The organism is Bariatricus sp. HCP28S3_F11 (genome assembly GCF_052065395.1).
Classification (GTDB): Bacteria; Bacillota; Clostridia; order Lachnospirales; family Lachnospiraceae; genus Allocoprococcus.
In genome coordinates this window covers 1-16,641 of sequence record NZ_JBQHUC010000004.1, presented here as the reverse complement: position 1 = coordinate 16,641, position 16,641 = coordinate 1, and the positions used below count along the sequence as shown (strand labels likewise).

Genomic DNA, 16,641 nt, shown 5'->3' with positions numbered 1-16,641 from the left:
CTTTGAAGTTGTGGAGGTAAAATATAGATGAATCAAGGTAGAATTATTGTAATCACAGGTGCGCCGGGGACAGGAAAAACTACAACGGCATCTGCTGTTGCAAAAGAATCAGATTTGGAAAAGTCTGTGCATATGCACACAGATGACTTTTATCATTATCATGTAAGAAAGCCAAGCGCAAGGGAGTATGATGATTGCTGCAATGAATTTTGGAATGTAACACCTTATGTTATTAAAGGATTGTGCCGTAAGGAAATTTTATTTGCTATTGATCATTTTAATCAGATTGTTCGCCATGAGCTGCTGAGAATGATATCATGGAAGGTCGGCATCGAAACAGGCTTTAAATTAAGTGTAGGCAAGAACTATAAGTTTATTGAAAGGTATATATCCGAGGATTTGTGGGAGAAACTTTTGTCCACCTACCGGATGGATTCCTATGAAAACATATGGGAAGCATTATTTCTATGCCATCAATTGTTCAGGGCGGTATCCGGTGAGGTGGCGGAAAGGCTTCATTATGCCTATCCGGAGTATGATAGGAATATAACAAAATATACCAGGGACATGTATAAAAAATACACTGGTAAAACCGGCTGCCTGGATAGCACATATGCCGCTGATATAGAAGAGAGGCGGGAACAGTGATTACAGAAATGAAAGCAGGGCACCTGAAAGATATCGATAAACCCAGCGAACCATTTGAGGTGATAGGTAAGATTATACCGAGGTATGAAAACGAGAATTGGACCTTTACAGAATTACTCTATGAAGCGCCATATTTAAAAAGCTACCAAGACGAAGAGGATGAAGAGGATGAGGAGGCAGATTGCCTTGAATATATTGACAATACTGATAAGATAATATATCTTTACTACCAAGACGATAAATGCGTCGGAAAAGTTAAACTGCGAAAAAATTGGAACCGGTACGCTTATATAGAAGATATCGCCGTATGTAAGGATTTCAGGGGGCAAGGCATAGGCAGCGCGCTTATCAATATATCTATAGAATGGGCAAAGCATAAAAACTTGCATGGACTAATGCTTGAAACCCAGGACAATAACCTTATAGCTTGTAAATTCTATCATAATTGTGGTTTCAAAATCGGCTCCGTCGATACTATGTTATACGCCAACTTTGAAAACAACTTTGAAAAAGCTGTTTTCTGGTATTTAAGGTTTTAGAATGCAAGGAACAGTGAATTGGAGTTCGTCTTGTTATAATTAGCTTCTTGGGGTATCTTTAAATACTGTAGAAAAGAGGAAGGAAATAATAAATGGCTAAAATGAGAATATCACCGGAATTGAAAAAACTGATCGAAAAATACCGCTGCGTAAAAGATACGGAAGGAATGTCTCCTGCTAAGGTATATAAGCTGGTGGGAGAAAATGAAAACCTATATTTAAAAATGACGGACAGCCGGTATAAAGGGACCACCTATGATGTGGAACGGGAAAAGGACATGATGCTATGGCTGGAAGGAAAGCTGCCTGTTCCAAAGGTCCTGCACTTTGAACGGCATGATGGCTGGAGCAATCTGCTCATGAGTGAGGCCGATGGCGTCCTTTGCTCGGAAGAGTATGAAGATGAACAAAGCCCTGAAAAGATTATCGAGCTGTATGCGGAGTGCATCAGGCTCTTTCACTCCATCGACATATCGGATTGTCCCTATACGAATAGCTTAGACAGCCGCTTAGCCGAATTGGATTACTTACTGAATAACGATCTGGCCGATGTGGATTGCGAAAACTGGGAAGAAGACACTCCATTTAAAGATCCGCGCGAGCTGTATGATTTTTTAAAGACGGAAAAGCCCGAAGAGGAACTTGTCTTTTCCCACGGCGACCTGGGAGACAGCAACATCTTTGTGAAAGATGGCAAAGTAAGTGGCTTTATTGATCTTGGGAGAAGCGGCAGGGCGGACAAGTGGTATGACATTGCCTTCTGCGTCCGGTCGATCAGGGAGGATATCGGGGAAGAACAGTATGTCGAGCTATTTTTTGACTTACTGGGGATCAAGCCTGATTGGGAGAAAATAAAATATTATATTTTACTGGATGAATTGTTTTAGTACCTAGATTTAGATGTCTAAAAAGCTTTAACTACAAGCTTTTTAGACATCTAATCTTTTCTGAAGTACATCCGCAACTGTCCATACTCTGATGTTTTATATCTTTTCTAAAAGTTCGCTAGATAGAGTTCTATATTAGAGATGTAAAGAGTTTTGGTGAAGAGGTTTGTGAGTATGGCTTTTATAACCAGGGTGCAATGAGAAGCACTAACAGCAGCTAGCTTAAGAACGCATAGGATATACTTTTTATGGAAGTCACAGAGGAGGAATAAAATTTGAACAGGATTAACAGAGTAAAGATGCATAACACCATGAACATTTTCCTCGTTATCAGCTGCGAAAAAGATCAGCAGGTGATTGTCTATTGTTTGCCACGAGACTGCACGAACCGGAGTTCCTGCTTCCACACCGGAAATAGTGTTGCCTTCCGGTGAAGGAATATAGTCACATACCGCTTCCAGCCTACCGGCTTCTGTATTGGCATAATGAAACTCCAAATCATAGAGCCACCCTATACAAAACAGGGCAACAAGTGCGGAAAGAATTGCCGCTATTAAGCGAGTGCGTTTAACACGCTTTAAAAATCTAAGTGCACGCTGTGGCGCTTTTTCAATAGGAACCTGCCTGCGCATATCCTCTTCAAGCTGGCGGCAGGCCGCACAATGCTCAATGTGTTCTCTGACCATAGCAGAGGTCTCTGTCTCGGTCAATTCTTCAAGATAGGATGGGAGTAAATCCCTGACTACGCAGCAGTCAAGATTGGTTTCACGCATTGTTATCACCTCCGATAATCTTTACAAGTTTTTCCTTACCACGATAAAAGCGCACTCGAGCCCATACTTCGCTGTGCCCAAGAATGTCACCGATGTCACGGAAAGAGAAATCACCGGCTAATCGCAGATGGATTACTTCACGAGTTTCGGCATCTAACTGTTGCATTGCTCGATATAGTGCAAAACGCTCTTGCCGGTTCTCAAACTCTTTCGTGGGATTATCAGGAGCCGCAACATGAGTAAGTTCGCTTTCTTCCACAAGAGTGGTGCGCTTACTTGCGATTTTTTCTTGTACTGCGGAAACAGTATCTTTGATTGAATGCGTAGTTGTATCTATAACATTTAATTCATAGATTCCCAAATTGGAAAATTGCTTCCACATTGTTTCAACTAATTCAATATTTGTTTCTCTGTCTAACTTTGAGCGTTCGATAGCTCGCTTCATAGTTTCTTCTTTACTTGCCCTTAAAACGATATACAAGGCGCGGAAATTTTAAAGCTCGAAGTGCCGACGGTGTTTGGAAAGGCAGGAGAGGTTCTTAAAAAAGCGGTGGAGCAATACAGACCCGACGCGGTGGTGTGCGTAGGTCAAGCCGGAGGGAGAGCCGCCATTACTCCCGAGATGATAGCCGTGAACATAATGGACGCGCGCATTCCCGACAACGCCGGAAACAAGCCGTGCCACGAGCTTATAATAAAAGAGGGAAGAGAAGCGTATTTTTCCTCACTTCCGGTGAAGGATATCGAGAAAAATCTAAATGATAACGGAATTCCGTCGTCGGTATCGTATGGAGCGGACAACGAGTAAAAGAGTGACCGCCGAGATAACCCATTGCTCGGCGGTGTTCCTTTCCAAGTTAATTGCGTGATATAGATTGAAAAGTGGATAGATTTATGATACAGTGAATAGATTTATGATATAATGAGTTATCAACAAATCGGAATTTGTGGAGGTAAAATATAGATAAATCAAGGTAGAATTATTGTAATCACAGGTGCGCCGGGGACAGGAAAAACTACAACGGCATCTGCTGTTGCAAAAGAATCAGATTTGGAAAAGTCTGTGCATATGCACACAGATGACTTTTATCATTATTTGAGTAAAGGGGCAATACCACCGCATTTACCAGAATCAAATGAGCAAAATTTGATTGTCATTGAAGCGTTTTTAGAAGCTGCGAAGCGATATGCTCGTGGTGGATATGATGTAATTGTTGACGGTATTATCGGACCGTGGTTTTTAAAGCCGTGGCAAAGTCTTGTTCGGGAACATTATGAGGTGCATTATATTATTTTAAGGGCAAGTAAGGAAGAAACCTTGAAGCGAGCTGTTGAACGCTCAAAGTTAGACCGAAAGACAAATATCGAATTGGTAGAAACCATGTGGGAGCAATTTTCCAATTTGGGAATCTATGAATTAAATGTTATAGATACAACTACGCATTCAATCAAAGATACTGTTTCAGCAGTAAAAGAAAAAATAGTAAGCGGTACGGCTTTACTATTTTAGACAACTTCCAGTTTGCAGAATAGATGGAGTGAAGGAATGTAAAGATGGGAACAGATGCTTCCATCTTTTTAAGAACAAGAAAGTTTGAGTAAATTAGTGCAAATAATGGTCAAAAAACCATCGACATCCGACCTCACACACGCTATAATATAGGTAATCTAATAAGAAAATGATGTTATCATTGCTGCAGGCTATGTGGGAATGGTAGCCATAGTTATGAACTCCATGGAACGCAATGGTTGAACCCTCAGGGTGGCAATGCCACCGGTTTGCCACCGAAAGGCGTTTTACTCGGATGATTTTACGTTTTCTTATTTTGACACAGAATTACAGGAAAGTTAGAAAAATCAATGCTTTCCTTAACTTAGAATATCATTCCTTGACTGGAATTTACACTACGGACTAGAACTCCTAAGCGTGGGGTCGGGGGTTCAAGTCCCTTTTGCGACGCCAGCTAACAACGCCGAAAGCCTTTGTTTTCAAGGGTTTTCGGCTTTTCTTGTTCCAAAAAGTTTTTCCTATCGGAAGCACCCTTAGTTTTTTATGGTTCTGAATTCTACTCCAAATTCGTTTTTTTGACAAGCCCTAAAAAATTGAACTGCTGTCATAAGACAAAAATTTCTGCTAATCATTAGCAGAAAACGGGCTGTTTTTGCTAATGAAAATGCCCCTCCTGCTAATCAGGCCGAAAATCGTGCAAAAAAACCTGCTAATAAAAAAAGGCGGTTGTTTTGAGTGCTATGCCGTTACAGGCAATAAAACTGAATATTACCGTGTTTACATAGAGCGTTTATTCGCCCCTTTCAAGGGATGGGTAAACGCTCTTTTTTCATTTCCGGGCATCCCGGAAAAATATCGAGGATTGGAGGTTAGGATGTGCAAGAGGAAATGTATGCCCCAGATAAGCCAAGCGAATGCAGCAAGTGCTATTTCTGGAAAGGAACACGGTCGGGCTGTAGTCTGGGCAAAGGTAATTGCTATTACCTGATTCGTGAAGCACCAAAGGTTCAGTCAGAATGCGATGGCTGTCCCTACGGACGGGATCACCCTTGTATTGGGTGGTGTACGAAGAAAATTCTGCGAGAGCTTGGCATCCGATAATATGAGTGAGGACAAAAAATTTCTGTCCATGGAAAGGACAATGAAAAAAGCTCCTGGCTCTCGGATCTCCAAGCGAACGACTCCACGAAGCTGCAAAGAATGTGAGTTCCATCAGCCAAAGTGGAAATATCGAAGCTGTTACTATGTGCGTTGTCCTTATGCAATCAAGGGCTGCACACTGAGGGAATCTCCTCTGGTCAGCGACCCCTTCCATCCGAGGGAGGTGAGCAAAAATGGAATTTGATTATTTCTATGGTCAGCAGGCAGAACAGTTCTCCTTTTACAGAATACCGAAGATGCTGTTCACTGATGATCGTTTCTGGAATGTGTCTACCGACGCAAAGTTGCTCTATGGTATATTGCTTGACCGCATGAATCTATCAGCCCGGAACGGCTGGATGGATGCTGCCGGTCGTGTCTATATCATATTCACATTGGAAGAAACGATGGCGGCACTGAACTGTGGTGATAACAAGGCCACGAAGCTCTATAACGAATTGGAAAAGAAATGCGGTCTGATTGAACGCAAAAGACAGGGACTTGGAAAACCCAACCTGATCTATGTGAAGAACTTTGTCAGTGGTGTGGATAGTATTGTGGAATCACGATTCAAGAGTCGGGAAAATCACGATTCTGGAGTCGGACAAACCCCGATTGTGGAGTCGGGAAAACCACGAGGAAATAATACTGATACTAATTATACTGATTATAGTGATACTGATCCTTTCCTATCTTCCGGTTTTTGTGGAAAAGGAACCGAAGGGAATGGAGAATGGAAACAATATTACGATTATTTCAGAGAACAGCTTGAATTTGATATTCTGCTGTCCAGGTATCCATACGACCACAATCTGCTTAATTCCATTTTGGACTTGATCGTTGAAACAGTATGTACCAGACGCAAGCTGATTCGTATCGCCAGTGATGATAAGCCAGCTGAAATTGTAAAAAGCAGATTTATGAAGTTGGAATCAGACCATATCTGTTTCGTTATTGACTGCTTCAAAGAAAACAAAACTGATGTTCGCAACGTCAAGCAGTATCTGCTTGCTGCGATATATAATGCCCCTCTTACTATCGACCCTTTCTACACAGCAAAGGTAAGTCACGATATGTCAGAGGGCTTTTTTCGTTGAAAGGAGTGATACAAGGAGGAAATTTATTATGGCATTTTTCAATAGCGCAGTAGGCGTTCTTCAGACTCTGGTGGTGGCTCTGGGCGCAGGTCTCGGTATCTGGGGAGCAATCAATCTTCTGGAAGGTTACGGTAACGACAACCCTGGTGCCAAGTCCCAGGGCATGAAGCAGTTCATGGCTAATTAAAGGGAACAAAAAGAAAGGAAAAGCCAATCCAGACGGTATCAGCGGCAGGCTACAAGAATAAATTGTGATTTCACAAGATTGGTGCTATAATAAGAGAAAAGTTCCTGCCGGGGCAGCCGCTCCGGTGGTATGGATAGAAAGGCAGGAAAACAATATGCACATCAGCTATAAACCACTCTGGCACACACTGTTAGAGCGTGATATGAGAAAAGAGGATTTAAGGCTTGCCGCTGGTATGACAACAAATATGATTGCCAACATGAGCAAAGAGGGAAAGCACATCAGCATGGATACATTAGCCCGTATCTGCGAAACGCTGAATTGTGAGATTACCGATGTGATTGAGTTAGTACCAGACGAGCCTGCTTCCACAGGAGGTAAGGAACATGAGCGAATTGAAACCAAGAATAAAAGAAAACGGAATTGATTATATCCTTGTTGGAGATTACTACATCCCGGACTTGAAGTTGCCGGAGGAACACCGCCCCATCGGAAAGTACGGACGGATGCACCGGGAATATTTAAGAGAAGTCTGCCCAGCCAGATTACACACATTGACCCTGACCGGGGAATTGTGGACATATCTTGCAGACCTGAACGAACAGGCACAGAAACGGTTAGACACCATCATGGAGCAGATGAAAGCTGCCGAGGGCGTGACCGAGGAATTGAAGCGTACCCGTCAAATGGAATGGGTGCAGCGTTGCAATAACATTCACAACCGGGCAGAAGAAATTGTTTTACATGAGATGATTTATTCATAACGGTATGGTAGAATGATTATTACAAATTAGAAGTTGTAAAGGAGACTTTGTATGGGTAGAAAAGAAATAACAACAAAAGAAGATTTAATGAAAGTAATAGAATTATTCGAAAATACTGGAATTACATACTGGTTGGATGGCGGATGGGGTGTAGATATTTTAGCTGGTAAACAAACAAGAATTCATAGAGATATAGATATAAATTTTGATGCTCAACATACGGAAAAATTGTTAAATGTGCTTTTGAATCTGGGCTATAAAATTGATACAGACTGGAAACCGGTTAGAATAGAGTTATATAGTGATGAACTTGGTTACTTAGACATTCACCCGTTCGTTTTAAGTGAGGACGGAACTTCAAAACAAGCTGATTTAGAGGGTGGCTGGTATGAGTTTGAAAAAGATTACTTTGGTAGTGCTTTTTTTGAAGGAAAAACAATTCCTTGTATATCCTTAAAAGGCCAAAGAGTTTTCCATTCAGGTTATGAATTAAGAGATAAAGATAAGCATGATATTTCAATTCTTGAAAGTTTATCAAAATAACATTGCTGTAATTTCTAAGATAAATTCCACTTTATCGCTTTGAAATTTTAACTGAATAAGTATAGCACCAACCGCTGCTACATGGAAGCAAACACAACCATGCAACAGCGGTTTTTCTTTACCGTTTTTTCCTTTGACTGATAGGAGTTCCTGTTTTCTTTGATTTTTGTAGAATCCGAATGAGCCAGCGAAATTCTTCGTCTGACAGATTTTTATAGTTGATGCCGAGCTGCTTGCAGTAAAGGACAACCAGCTTTTCATCCCGATTGCCCTTGAAATTTTCAACCGCTTCCAAATTTTCTTTCAATTCATCGGCAACGGTGGTCTGGGGCGCACTCTCGCTGTCCTTTTTGTGGGCTTCCCGAATATCCCGGATAATGAGATTGAGGTCATCAAGAACCATGTGGCTGAAATATTCATCATCGCTGATATGGGCGGCTTGCAGCACTTTCAAATGCGGGTCGTCTTCGCCGGGGCGATACCGTTCAATGATTTCATGCCGGACAGTATCGACAAGGGCGTTGAGGTTTTGAATCTGCATGGTGGCAATCCCATCTACATAAATCTCAATGTCCGCAAGAAACTTGATAAAGTCCTTATGAGTGGCAAGCTCACAGAGCAGACGGTTGTTAATCCGACCGCCTTTCAGAAGTGCCACCATCTCATCATTCAAATGCAGCTCTGTTAGTGGCGTGTTGATCTGCTCCCGGTTCTCTGTCCGGCACAGCAGATAATCAACGGAAACCCCATAGAAGTCTGCCAGCGTGATAAGGTTGCCATGATTGATTTCCTTATAATCCTCTTTTTCATAACTGCCAAGAGCTGATTTGGAAATGCCCGTCAGCTCTGATAATTCTTCCAGATTTAAGCCTTTGTCCTTGCGGAGTTCCCAAAGGCGTTCCTGTATGCTTGTCGCTCCTTTCATGGGCGCACGCTCCTTTCCGGCGGTTTCATTACTGCCGCTTAACTGGATTATATCATACTTTCCGCAATCGTGGAAATTTCTGATTTTTACCCTTAATTCCTACTTTGTGGACATACGGCACAGGGCACAAAAATGTTCTATGATACAGGTAGTTCATCGATGGATTATTCCAATCGAATGACCAGCCTGTGTGGGATATGCTTCCCCGGCGATGTAGCGCCATGACTTTTGGCAGGGATATGGAGGAACCCTGACCGAAACGAGCGTACCAAAGGGAGCAATACGCCGCTGTGAGATTCAGGGGAGGAACGACACCGGGGAGAACTGGCGAACTGATACCGAAATGATACCGAAACACGACAATCTGATAGGGGGATAGTCTACCCTATTGCTGATACTTCTGGAGATTTTAGACGGCTCTATGACCGTAATTTTGCCGAAAATCGCCCCGAAACTATACACTAAAACGGGAGGAAACGCAATATGCCGAGAATGAGCAAAAAGAGGAAGCATGAGCTTTCTTTTTACCTCAATGACCGGGGGCGTGTCACTTACAACGAATTATGCCGGAAATGCAAGCATGGGTGCAAGCAGAGCTTCCGGGCGGTTGTGGTTGACTGCCCCCGTTATTTATCCAAAAGAGCAAAGAAAAAGGAGGAACACACCGAATGAATTTTGAATTTATGACGATAGGCACACCGTTGCCGCCCTGTATGCCCTTTCCCAGAGCGTTGACAGGATTTCCAGTCAGCAGCACCGCAAAGGTCATGTACTGCCGGATGTTGGACGCTATGCTATCCAACGGACAGGAGGACGAGAACGGAATCCTGTTTATCTGCTTCCCTGTCACAGCCATTGCCGCAGTCCTGTCCCGCAGCCCCATGACGGTCAAGCGTTCTCTGAATGAACTGGAAACCGCCGGACTGATCATGCGAGTGCGTCAGGGCGTTGGAGAACCAAACAGGATTTATGTGCTGATACCGGGAAAGGAGGACGCTGCCCTTGCCTGATACCTCAAAGCTGGAAAAGCTCAACCGAGAGTTGGAAAAGAGTGAAAAGAAACTGCGGAAAGCCATCAATGATGAAAAGGCATTGCAGCACCAGCTAAAGCAGCTTACCCGAAAAGAACGGACACACCGGCTCTGTACTCGTGGCGGTATGCTGGAAAGTTTTCTGCAAGAGCCGGAACGCCTGACAGATGATGATGTCATGCTGTTGTTGACACTCATTTTTCACAGGCAGGACACGCAGGAACTATTGAAGAAACTGCTGGAACGTGAGAAGCCGGAAACCCCTTAGTTTACTAAGGGCGCAATTATACACCACCCAAAGGTTGGTGCATTGCGTTCTCCGAAGGCTCCTTGCCGGAGGGCTGTGATTTTTCGCAGTCATGGTCTGCTCCAAATCATACAGGGGACGCTACGCTTCCCCTGCGCTGGCTACCGCCAGCTACCCTTTTGTGGACTTGTCATCTGGGGACACCTTGCGTTGCAAGCTGTTCCCAGCCGACAAGTTTCATAAAATATGCTATCTTTTCGATAGGCAATAAAGTATAATAAAGTCAGCAATAAATCGGAATTTTACGGTCAGTAAGGAATGCGTAAAGTTATATGATTGTATTATAAGCGATTTGTTAAATTTTTATAACCACTTGTATTTGCCTGCGATTTATGGTATAATATTTTGAAATTTAGAAAGAGGTGGGAAGATGATTAACTTTTCTTGCAAATAAAATCAAAATATGCGGTAGTGCTATACTTTGGCATTATTGTGTCTATTGCAAGAAAGTTATATGTCTATCTTACTCAATATAGTGCTGTTGCCACTTTTGCTTAGTGGTGTTATTATGCTATGACGAGCTGCAAGGATAAACTTTCTTGCGGCTCTTATTTTGTTTTGGAGGTGCTTTATGAATAGTGCAGATCAGATAGTTACACATGATTCACTCCGTATAGTGTCGGTTCCTTTTGGTGAAATCTATACGGAGTAAACATTCACCGAACCGACTTTATATCGTATGACAGGCAAAGGAGGATAATATTTATGTCAATGATTAAAATTGAAAACCTTACGTTTTCATATCCGACAAGTTATGATAATGTTTTTGAAAATGTCAGTTTCCAGGTTGATACCGATTGGAAGCTTGGTTTTGTGGGCAGAAACGGACGAGGTAAAACAACCTTTCTGAATCTTCTGCTTGGGAAATATGAGTATAGCGGAAAAATCCTATCATCCGTACAGTTTGATTATTTTCCTTATCCCGTTTCAGATAAGAATCGTATTACAGAGGATATATTGCAGGAGGTTTGCCCACTTGCGGAAGAATGGGAACTTATGCGAGAACTTTCTTATCTTGATGTTGATGTCGATGTGCTTTGGCGACCTTTTGAAACACTTTCCAACGGAGAGCAGACAAAGGTTTTGCTTGCCGCTCTTTTTCTTAATGAAGGGCATTTCCTACTGATTGATGAACCTACCAACCATTTGGATGCCAAAGCGAGAAAAAGTGTGGCGACATATCTGAAAAAGAAAAAGGGATTCATCTTAGTTTCTCACGATCGTCGCTTTCTTGACGATTGTGTTGACCATATTCTATCGATTAACCGAGCGAATATCGAAGTGCAAAGAGGAAACTTTTCATCATGGATGTCAAATTTTGAGCGACAGCAAGAATTTGAACTGGCTCAGAACGAACGTTTGCAAAAGGACATCAGACGATTACAGCAGTCGGCAAAACGCTCTGCAGTATGGTCTGAACGTGTAGAAGCTTCCAAAATTGGGGCAGGAGATAAAGGTTATGTCGGTCATAAAGCCGCCAAAATGATGAAGCGTTCAAAATCTATAGAAGCGAGACAACAACAGACAATCGAACAAAAATCAGCATTGCTGAAAAATGTGGAAACCGCAGAAGCACTCAAGATACAACCGCTTAATTACCATACAGATTTGATTGCATCATTATCGAATGTAGTAGTTTGTTATGATGGCATTTCAGTTTGTGAACCTGTTTCGTTTGAAATAAGACAGGGAGAACGCATTGTGCTTGACGGGAAGAACGGCAGTGGCAAAAGTAGCCTGTTAAAGTTGGTAGTCGGGCAGTCCATAGATTATACGGGTACAGTAACACTTGGCTCTGGGCTTGTAATTTCTTATGTGCCACAGGATACATCGTATTTATGTGGAACCCTTTCCGAGTTTGCAGAAGAAAACAACCTTGATGAAAGTTTGTTCAAGGCAATTCTTAGGAAAATGGACTTTGAGCGTGTACAGTTTGAAAAGGATATTAAAGACTTTTCTGGCGGGCAAAAGAAGAAAGTCCTAATTGCGAAAAGCCTTTGTGAAAAGGCACACTTGTATGTATGGGATGAACCGCTCAACTTTATTGATGTGTACTCACGTATGCAGATTGAACAACTCATAACGGAGTTTGCCCCGACCATGCTCCTGGTAGAACATGACAGTGTTTTTCGAGATACTGTGGCAAGTAAAATTGTGAATATCTAAATTGGTTCTTCCGCAATTTTACGTTTTTCGCTTTAATAAAAATGGAGAATGCTGATTTACACTGGCATTCCAGTATTGAAAAATTACAAAATACGGATAATTGCGTAAGAACCTCTAAATTAAAATAATTGTATGGGTTAATTCCAGCTTTACAGAGACTCAAATTCCAGTTTGTAGAATTAAGAAAATCGTAATTTGTGGAGGTAAAATATAGATGAATCAAGGTAGAATTATTGTAATCACAGGTGCGCCGGGGACAGGAAAAACTACAACGGCATCTGCTGTTGCAAAAGAATCAGATTTGGAAAAGTCTGTGCATATGCACACAGATGACTTTTATCATTATTTGAGTAAAGGGGCAATACCACCGCATTTGCCAGAATCAAATGAGCAAAATTTGATTGTCATTGAAGCGTTTTTAGAAGCTGCGAAGCGATATGCTCGTGGTGGATATGATGTAATTGTTGACGGTATTATCGGACCGTGGTTTTTAAAGCCGTGGCAAAGTCTTGTTCGGGAACATTATGAGGTGCATTATATTATTTTAAGGGCAAGTAAGGAAGAAACCTTGAAGCGAGCTGTTGAACGCTCAAAGTTAGACCGAAAGACAAATATCGAATTGGTAGAAACCATGTGGGAGCAATTTTGCAATCTGGGAATATATGAATCGAATGTTATAGATACGACCACTTATTCCATTCAAGAAACTGTTTCCGCAGTACAAGAAAAAATCGCAAGTAGGGCAGCGTTGTTGTCTTAGATTGTTTTGGTGCAATTCCAGTTTGTTAGCTTTACATCGGGTCAACTTGTCCCGAACTTTTACAACTAAATACCCGCCGCTCACACAGTGGCACACCGAGCAGGAAATCTGAAAAAGGTCTCCTGCTTTTTTTCTGCCCAAAATGAGGTGGTAAAACGCCACCCCATCCACCAATTAGCGAAAGGAGGGACACGAAATGCCTTGTCCACACAACGAAATCACGATTGTTCAGCGCAGCCAGCGGCAGTCTGCGGTTGCCGCCGCTGCTTACCAAAGCGGCGAAAAGCTGTTCTGTGAATACGACCAGCAAGTAAAGCACTACCCGGAAAAGCGTGGTATCGTCCACAATGAAATCCTGCTCCCGGCAAATGCTCCACAGGAATATGCAGACCGCAATACTTTATGGAATGCCGCCGAAGCGGTGGAAAAGCAATGGAACTCCCAGCTTGCAAGGCGGTGGGTGCTTACCATTCCCAGAGAGATACCGCCCGACCAGTACGCTGTCCTTGTACGGGAGTTTTGTGAACAGCAGTTTGTTTCCAAAGGCATGATTGCTGATTTTGCCATCCATGACCCCCATCCGCCGGGACACAATCCCCACGCCCATGTCCTGCTGACCATGCGGGCAATGGATGAACATGGAAAATGGCTTCCCAAGAGCCGCAAGGTTTATGACCTTGACGAGAATGGGGAACGGATAAAGCTGCCGTCCGGCAGGTGGAAAAGCCACAAGGAGGATACGGTGGACTGGAACGACCAGAAGTATTGTGAAATCTGGCGGCATGAATGGGAGGTTATCCAGAACCGCTATCTGGACGCCAATGACCGCCCGGAGCGTGTGGACTTGCGTTCCTATGCCAGACAGGGGCTTGATATAGTCCCCACTGTCCATGAGGGGACTGCTGTCCGGCAGATGGAAAAGCGAGGTATCCAGACGAATATCGGCAACCTGAACCGGGAAATCAGAGCCGCCAACCGCCTGATGAAGTCCATCCGGCAGCTTATCCAAAACCTCAAAGGCTGGATTACCGAGCTGGGAGAAAAACGGAAGGAGCTGCTTGCACAAAAGGCGGCGGAGGAAGCGACACTTCTTCCCAATCTGCTGATGAAGTATATGGAGATACGAAAGGAAGAACGGAAGGACTGGACAAGGGCTGGACAGAACCGGGGAACTTCACAGGACTTAAAGGCAGTCAGCGAAGCCCTGTCCTATCTCCGGCAAAAGGGGCTTTCCACTGTGGAGGACTTAGAAGCGTTTCTGGAATCTTCCGGGAAATCAGCCGCAGATTACCGCAATCAGATGAAGCCAAAGGAAGCCCGGAGCAAAGTGATTGACGGGATTCTTGCCAGCCGGACAGACTGCAAGGAATGTAAGGCTGTCTATGAGAAGTACCAGAAGATATTTTTTAAGAAAATAAAGGGGAAATTCAAACAGGAACACCCGGAGGTTGCCCGGTATGAGAAAGCCGCTGACTACCTTGCCAAGCACCCGGACGATAAGGATAAAACGAAAAATGAGTTGCAACAGGAGCAGGAAACGCTTCTCAGCGAAATCGCAGAGCTGAAAGTACCACTGACCGAGGTACAGGAGGATTTGAAGAAGCTGCGGGACATCCGCTACTGGGTACGGAAAGCCACACCCGGCACAGAGGAAAGCAAAGAGCCGCCCAAGAAGCAGCCCATCAAAGAAGTCTTGCAGGATAAGACTGACGAGAAAAAAGCACAAAGAACCGCCCCGGCACAGGAGAAACACAGACAACAGGATATGGAACTTTAACAGGCACTTGCCATTTTCAATTAGAGAATGTCAGGTGCTTTTCTTATTTTCAAGGAGGGATAGATTTGAATGTATTCGAAGCTGTGAAGCAGTCCGTCACAACAAGACAGGCTGCGGAGTATTATGGAATCCATGTAGGTCGGAACGGGATGGCTTGCTGCCCGTTCCATAACGATAAAACCCCAAGCATGAAGCTGGATCGGCGTTACCATTGCTTCGGCTGCGGTGCGGATGGGGATGTGATTGATTTTGCCGCCGCCCTGTATGGGCTGGGAAAGAAAGAAGCCGCCGTACAGCTGGCACAGGACTTCGGGCTTTCCTATGAGGACTGGAAACCGCCGGGAAAGGTAAAAAAGCCCAAGACCCGGCAGAAATCCCCGGAGGAACAGTTTCAGGAAGCAAAGAATCGCTGCTTCCGTATTCTTGCCGATTATCTCCATCTGCTGATGGCATGGAGAACGGACTACGCCCCGCACTCCCCGGAGGAAGCCTTTCATCCCCGGTTTGTGGAAGCCTTACAGAAGCAAGCCCAAGTGGAATATCTGCTGGATGTGCTGCTGTTCGGGGAAACAGAGGAAAAAGCGGATTTGATTACGGACTACGGAAAGGATGTGATACAGCTTGAACAGCGAATGGCAGAACTTGCAGCCGCAGACGCAGCAAGAACTAAAAAACACTATGAACGCCATGCAGCCGCCCCAGAGCGTTGAGGAAATCAAGGCGGGGCTGGAAACCACCGAGAAAGGCGGTGTCCGTCAGAGCATACGGAACTGCCTGACCGTATTCCAACGTGACCCTCTGCTTTCAGGGGCTATCGCATACAACATCCTGACTGACCGCAAGGACATCATAAAGCCCATCGGTTTTCACAGAGAAAGCACCGCCCTGAACGATACGGACATGAAGTATCTGCTTCTTTATCTGGAAGAAACCTACGGGCTTACCAATGAGAAAAAGATTGATAACGCCATCGGGATTGTGGCGAATGAAAACAAGTACCATCCCATCCGGGACTATCTCAATACCCTTGTGTGGGACGGGACAGAGCGAATCCGCTTCTGCCTGCGGCACTTTCTGGGGGCTGACGCAGACGATTACACCTATGAAGCGTTGAAGCTGTTCCTGCTGGGTGCAATCTCACGAGCCTTTCAGCCGGGGTGCAAGTTTGAAATCATGCTCTGTCTGGTAGGCGGTCAGGGGGCTGGAAAGTCCACCTTCTTCCGGCTGCTGGCAGTCCGGGACGAGTGGTTCTCCGATGATTTGCGGAAGCTGGACGATGACAATGTGTACCGCAAGCTGCAAGGTCACTGGATTATTGAAATGTCGGAAATGATGGCAACCGCCAACGCCAAGAGCATTGAGGAAATCAAGTCATTTTTAAGCCGGCAGAAAGAGGTCTACAAGATACCTTATGAAACCCACCCGGCAGACCGCCCCCGTCAGTGCGTGTTTGGCGGCACTTCCAATGCCCTTGACTGTTGGACAGCGAATTGAGGGAGACGCAAACGACAAATTATTTTTCCGTCCTTTAAAGAATCGACCGCGCAGTCTGGGAGCTAATGGCAGATTGACAGCGATAATACGGCA

Annotated in this window: 18 protein-coding genes and 4 pseudogenes; 19 read left to right on the top strand and 3 right to left on the bottom strand. The window is 44.1% G+C overall.

The genetic code is table 11. From position 1 onward, the window contains the following. Positions 1–27: 27 nt before the first annotated feature. From ACTNBR_RS02885 to aph(3')-IIIa, 4 genes and pseudogenes are all read left to right on the top strand, one after another. Positions 28–156: pseudogene (locus ACTNBR_RS02885) on the top strand (AAA family ATPase); the annotation flags it as partial. Beyond that, positions 157–648: pseudogene (locus ACTNBR_RS02880) on the top strand (aminoglycoside 6-adenylyltransferase); the annotation flags it as partial. Then, the gene (gene sat4, locus ACTNBR_RS02875; RefSeq protein WP_000627290.1) at positions 645–1,187 is read left to right on the top strand and encodes a streptothricin N-acetyltransferase Sat4; all 543 of its coding nucleotides are present in this window, start codon (positions 645–647) and stop codon (positions 1,185–1,187) included. The pseudogene ACTNBR_RS02880 and the gene sat4, both read left to right, overlap by 4 nt. A gap of 92 nt (positions 1,188–1,279) precedes the next feature. Continuing rightward, positions 1,280–2,074: an aminoglycoside O-phosphotransferase APH(3')-IIIa gene (gene aph(3')-IIIa / locus ACTNBR_RS02870; protein WP_001096887.1), complete on the top strand. Its 795-nt coding sequence runs from the start codon at positions 1,280–1,282 to the stop codon at positions 2,072–2,074. A gap of 659 nt (positions 2,075–2,733) precedes the next feature. Here aph(3')-IIIa and ACTNBR_RS02865 read toward each other — a convergent pair. Both ACTNBR_RS02865 and ACTNBR_RS02860 read right to left on the bottom strand, forming a co-directional pair. Then, positions 2,734–2,847: pseudogene (locus tag ACTNBR_RS02865) on the bottom strand (zf-HC2 domain-containing protein); the annotation flags it as partial. Next, positions 2,840–3,292, bottom strand: coding sequence for an RNA polymerase sigma factor (locus ACTNBR_RS02860; protein WP_007841005.1), 453 nt, complete (start codon positions 3,290–3,292; stop codon positions 2,840–2,842). The pseudogene ACTNBR_RS02865 and the gene ACTNBR_RS02860, both read right to left, overlap by 8 nt. A 69-nt stretch (positions 3,293–3,361) precedes the next feature. Here ACTNBR_RS02860 and ACTNBR_RS02855 point away from each other — a divergent pair, with 69 nt between their 5' ends. The 7 genes from ACTNBR_RS02855 (at position 3,362) to ACTNBR_RS02825 (ending at position 8,088) form a co-directional block, all read left to right on the top strand. Continuing rightward, a complete protein-coding gene (locus ACTNBR_RS02855; RefSeq protein WP_009145957.1) occupies positions 3,362–3,655 on the top strand; it encodes a pyroglutamyl-peptidase I family protein in 294 nt (97 codons plus the stop codon). Between the two features lie 156 nt (positions 3,656–3,811). Then, the gene (locus ACTNBR_RS02850; RefSeq protein ID WP_226313799.1) at positions 3,812–4,357 is read left to right on the top strand and encodes an AAA family ATPase; all 546 of its coding nucleotides are present in this window, start codon (positions 3,812–3,814) and stop codon (positions 4,355–4,357) included. Positions 4,358–5,691: 1,334 nt separating this feature from the next. Next, positions 5,692–6,594, top strand: a complete 903-nt coding sequence (locus ACTNBR_RS02845) for a DUF6017 domain-containing protein (RefSeq protein ID WP_441016194.1) — start codon at positions 5,692–5,694, stop codon at positions 6,592–6,594. Positions 6,595–6,622: 28 nt separating this feature from the next. Next, positions 6,623–6,781 (top strand): Maff2 family mobile element protein, encoded by a 159-nt coding sequence (locus ACTNBR_RS02840; protein ID WP_349150163.1) that lies wholly within the window; start codon positions 6,623–6,625, stop codon positions 6,779–6,781. A 154-nt stretch (positions 6,782–6,935) separates the two neighbouring features. Continuing rightward, a complete protein-coding gene (locus tag ACTNBR_RS02835) occupies positions 6,936–7,208 on the top strand; it encodes a helix-turn-helix domain-containing protein (RefSeq protein ID WP_002584334.1) in 273 nt (90 codons plus the stop codon). After that, complete coding sequence (locus ACTNBR_RS02830) at positions 7,168–7,545, top strand: TnpV protein (protein WP_002584333.1); 378 nt, start codon at positions 7,168–7,170, stop codon at positions 7,543–7,545. Before ACTNBR_RS02835 ends, ACTNBR_RS02830 begins: the two co-directional genes overlap by 41 nt. A gap of 51 nt (positions 7,546–7,596) precedes the next feature. After that, complete coding sequence (locus ACTNBR_RS02825; protein WP_002584332.1) at positions 7,597–8,088, top strand: nucleotidyltransferase domain-containing protein; 492 nt, start codon at positions 7,597–7,599, stop codon at positions 8,086–8,088. A gap of 118 nt (positions 8,089–8,206) precedes the next feature. Here the strand turns inward: ACTNBR_RS02825 and ACTNBR_RS02820 are convergent, their stop codons facing one another. Beyond that, a complete protein-coding gene (locus ACTNBR_RS02820) occupies positions 8,207–9,013 on the bottom strand; it encodes a helix-turn-helix domain-containing protein (RefSeq protein ID WP_441016191.1) in 807 nt (268 codons plus the stop codon). 483 nt (positions 9,014–9,496) lie between these two features. On the opposite strand from ACTNBR_RS02820, the gene ACTNBR_RS02815 reads away from it, so the two are divergent. The 8 genes and pseudogenes from ACTNBR_RS02815 to ACTNBR_RS02780 all read left to right on the top strand — a co-directional run. Continuing rightward, on the top strand, positions 9,497–9,685 hold the full coding sequence (locus tag ACTNBR_RS02815; protein ID WP_002584330.1) for a hypothetical protein: 189 nt from the start codon (positions 9,497–9,499) through the stop codon (positions 9,683–9,685). Then, positions 9,682–10,023: a DeoR family transcriptional regulator gene (locus tag ACTNBR_RS02810; RefSeq protein WP_002584329.1), complete on the top strand. Its 342-nt coding sequence runs from the start codon at positions 9,682–9,684 to the stop codon at positions 10,021–10,023. Before ACTNBR_RS02815 ends, ACTNBR_RS02810 begins: the two co-directional genes overlap by 4 nt. After that, entirely contained in the window at positions 10,016–10,312 is a 297-nt protein-coding gene (locus ACTNBR_RS02805; protein WP_002584328.1) for a DUF3847 domain-containing protein, read from the top strand. Before ACTNBR_RS02810 ends, ACTNBR_RS02805 begins: the two co-directional genes overlap by 8 nt. A 744-nt stretch (positions 10,313–11,056) precedes the next feature. Further along, positions 11,057–12,517 carry an Lsa family ABC-F type ribosomal protection protein gene (locus tag ACTNBR_RS02800; RefSeq protein ID WP_427787381.1) on the top strand — a complete coding sequence of 487 codons (1,461 nt, stop codon included), beginning with the start codon at positions 11,057–11,059 and terminating at the stop codon, positions 12,515–12,517. 214 nt (positions 12,518–12,731) lie between these two features. Continuing rightward, positions 12,732–13,277 (top strand): AAA family ATPase, encoded by a 546-nt coding sequence (locus tag ACTNBR_RS02795; RefSeq protein WP_002584326.1) that lies wholly within the window; start codon positions 12,732–12,734, stop codon positions 13,275–13,277. Between the two features lie 196 nt (positions 13,278–13,473). Next, positions 13,474–15,054 carry a MobQ family relaxase gene (gene mobQ / locus ACTNBR_RS02790; protein WP_002584325.1) on the top strand — a complete coding sequence of 527 codons (1,581 nt, stop codon included), beginning with the start codon at positions 13,474–13,476 and terminating at the stop codon, positions 15,052–15,054. A 65-nt stretch (positions 15,055–15,119) separates the two neighbouring features. Further along, the gene (locus ACTNBR_RS02785) at positions 15,120–15,764 is read left to right on the top strand and encodes a CHC2 zinc finger domain-containing protein (protein ID WP_002584324.1); all 645 of its coding nucleotides are present in this window, start codon (positions 15,120–15,122) and stop codon (positions 15,762–15,764) included. After that, positions 15,733–16,530: pseudogene (locus ACTNBR_RS02780) on the top strand (VapE domain-containing protein); the annotation flags it as partial. The gene ACTNBR_RS02785 and the pseudogene ACTNBR_RS02780, both read left to right, overlap by 32 nt. Between the last annotated feature and the right edge of the window lie 111 nt (positions 16,531–16,641).

What these genes read in the sequence shown, in the direction of transcription:
- ACTNBR_RS02825 (WP_002584332.1), top strand. Translation starts at nt 7,597, where the DNA reads ATGGGTAGAAAAGAAATAACAACAAAAGAAGATTTAATGAAAGTAATA.
- ACTNBR_RS02860 (WP_007841005.1), bottom strand. Translation starts at nt 3,292, where the DNA reads ATGAAGCGAGCTATCGAACGCTCAAAGTTAGACAGAGAAACAAATATT.
- ACTNBR_RS02810 (WP_002584329.1), top strand. Translation starts at nt 9,682, where the DNA reads ATGAATTTTGAATTTATGACGATAGGCACACCGTTGCCGCCCTGTATG.
- ACTNBR_RS02815 (WP_002584330.1), top strand. Translation starts at nt 9,497, where the DNA reads ATGCCGAGAATGAGCAAAAAGAGGAAGCATGAGCTTTCTTTTTACCTC.
- ACTNBR_RS02820 (WP_441016191.1), bottom strand. Translation starts at nt 9,013, where the DNA reads ATGAAAGGAGCGACAAGCATACAGGAACGCCTTTGGGAACTCCGCAAG.
- ACTNBR_RS02830 (WP_002584333.1), top strand. Translation starts at nt 7,168, where the DNA reads ATGAGCGAATTGAAACCAAGAATAAAAGAAAACGGAATTGATTATATC.
- ACTNBR_RS02840 (WP_349150163.1), top strand. Translation starts at nt 6,623, where the DNA reads ATGGCATTTTTCAATAGCGCAGTAGGCGTTCTTCAGACTCTGGTGGTG.
- mobQ (WP_002584325.1), top strand. Translation starts at nt 13,474, where the DNA reads ATGCCTTGTCCACACAACGAAATCACGATTGTTCAGCGCAGCCAGCGG.
- ACTNBR_RS02800 (WP_427787381.1), top strand. Translation starts at nt 11,057, where the DNA reads ATGTCAATGATTAAAATTGAAAACCTTACGTTTTCATATCCGACAAGT.
- ACTNBR_RS02795 (WP_002584326.1), top strand. Translation starts at nt 12,732, where the DNA reads ATGAATCAAGGTAGAATTATTGTAATCACAGGTGCGCCGGGGACAGGA.
- ACTNBR_RS02845 (WP_441016194.1), top strand. Translation starts at nt 5,692, where the DNA reads ATGGAATTTGATTATTTCTATGGTCAGCAGGCAGAACAGTTCTCCTTT.
- ACTNBR_RS02835 (WP_002584334.1), top strand. Translation starts at nt 6,936, where the DNA reads ATGCACATCAGCTATAAACCACTCTGGCACACACTGTTAGAGCGTGAT.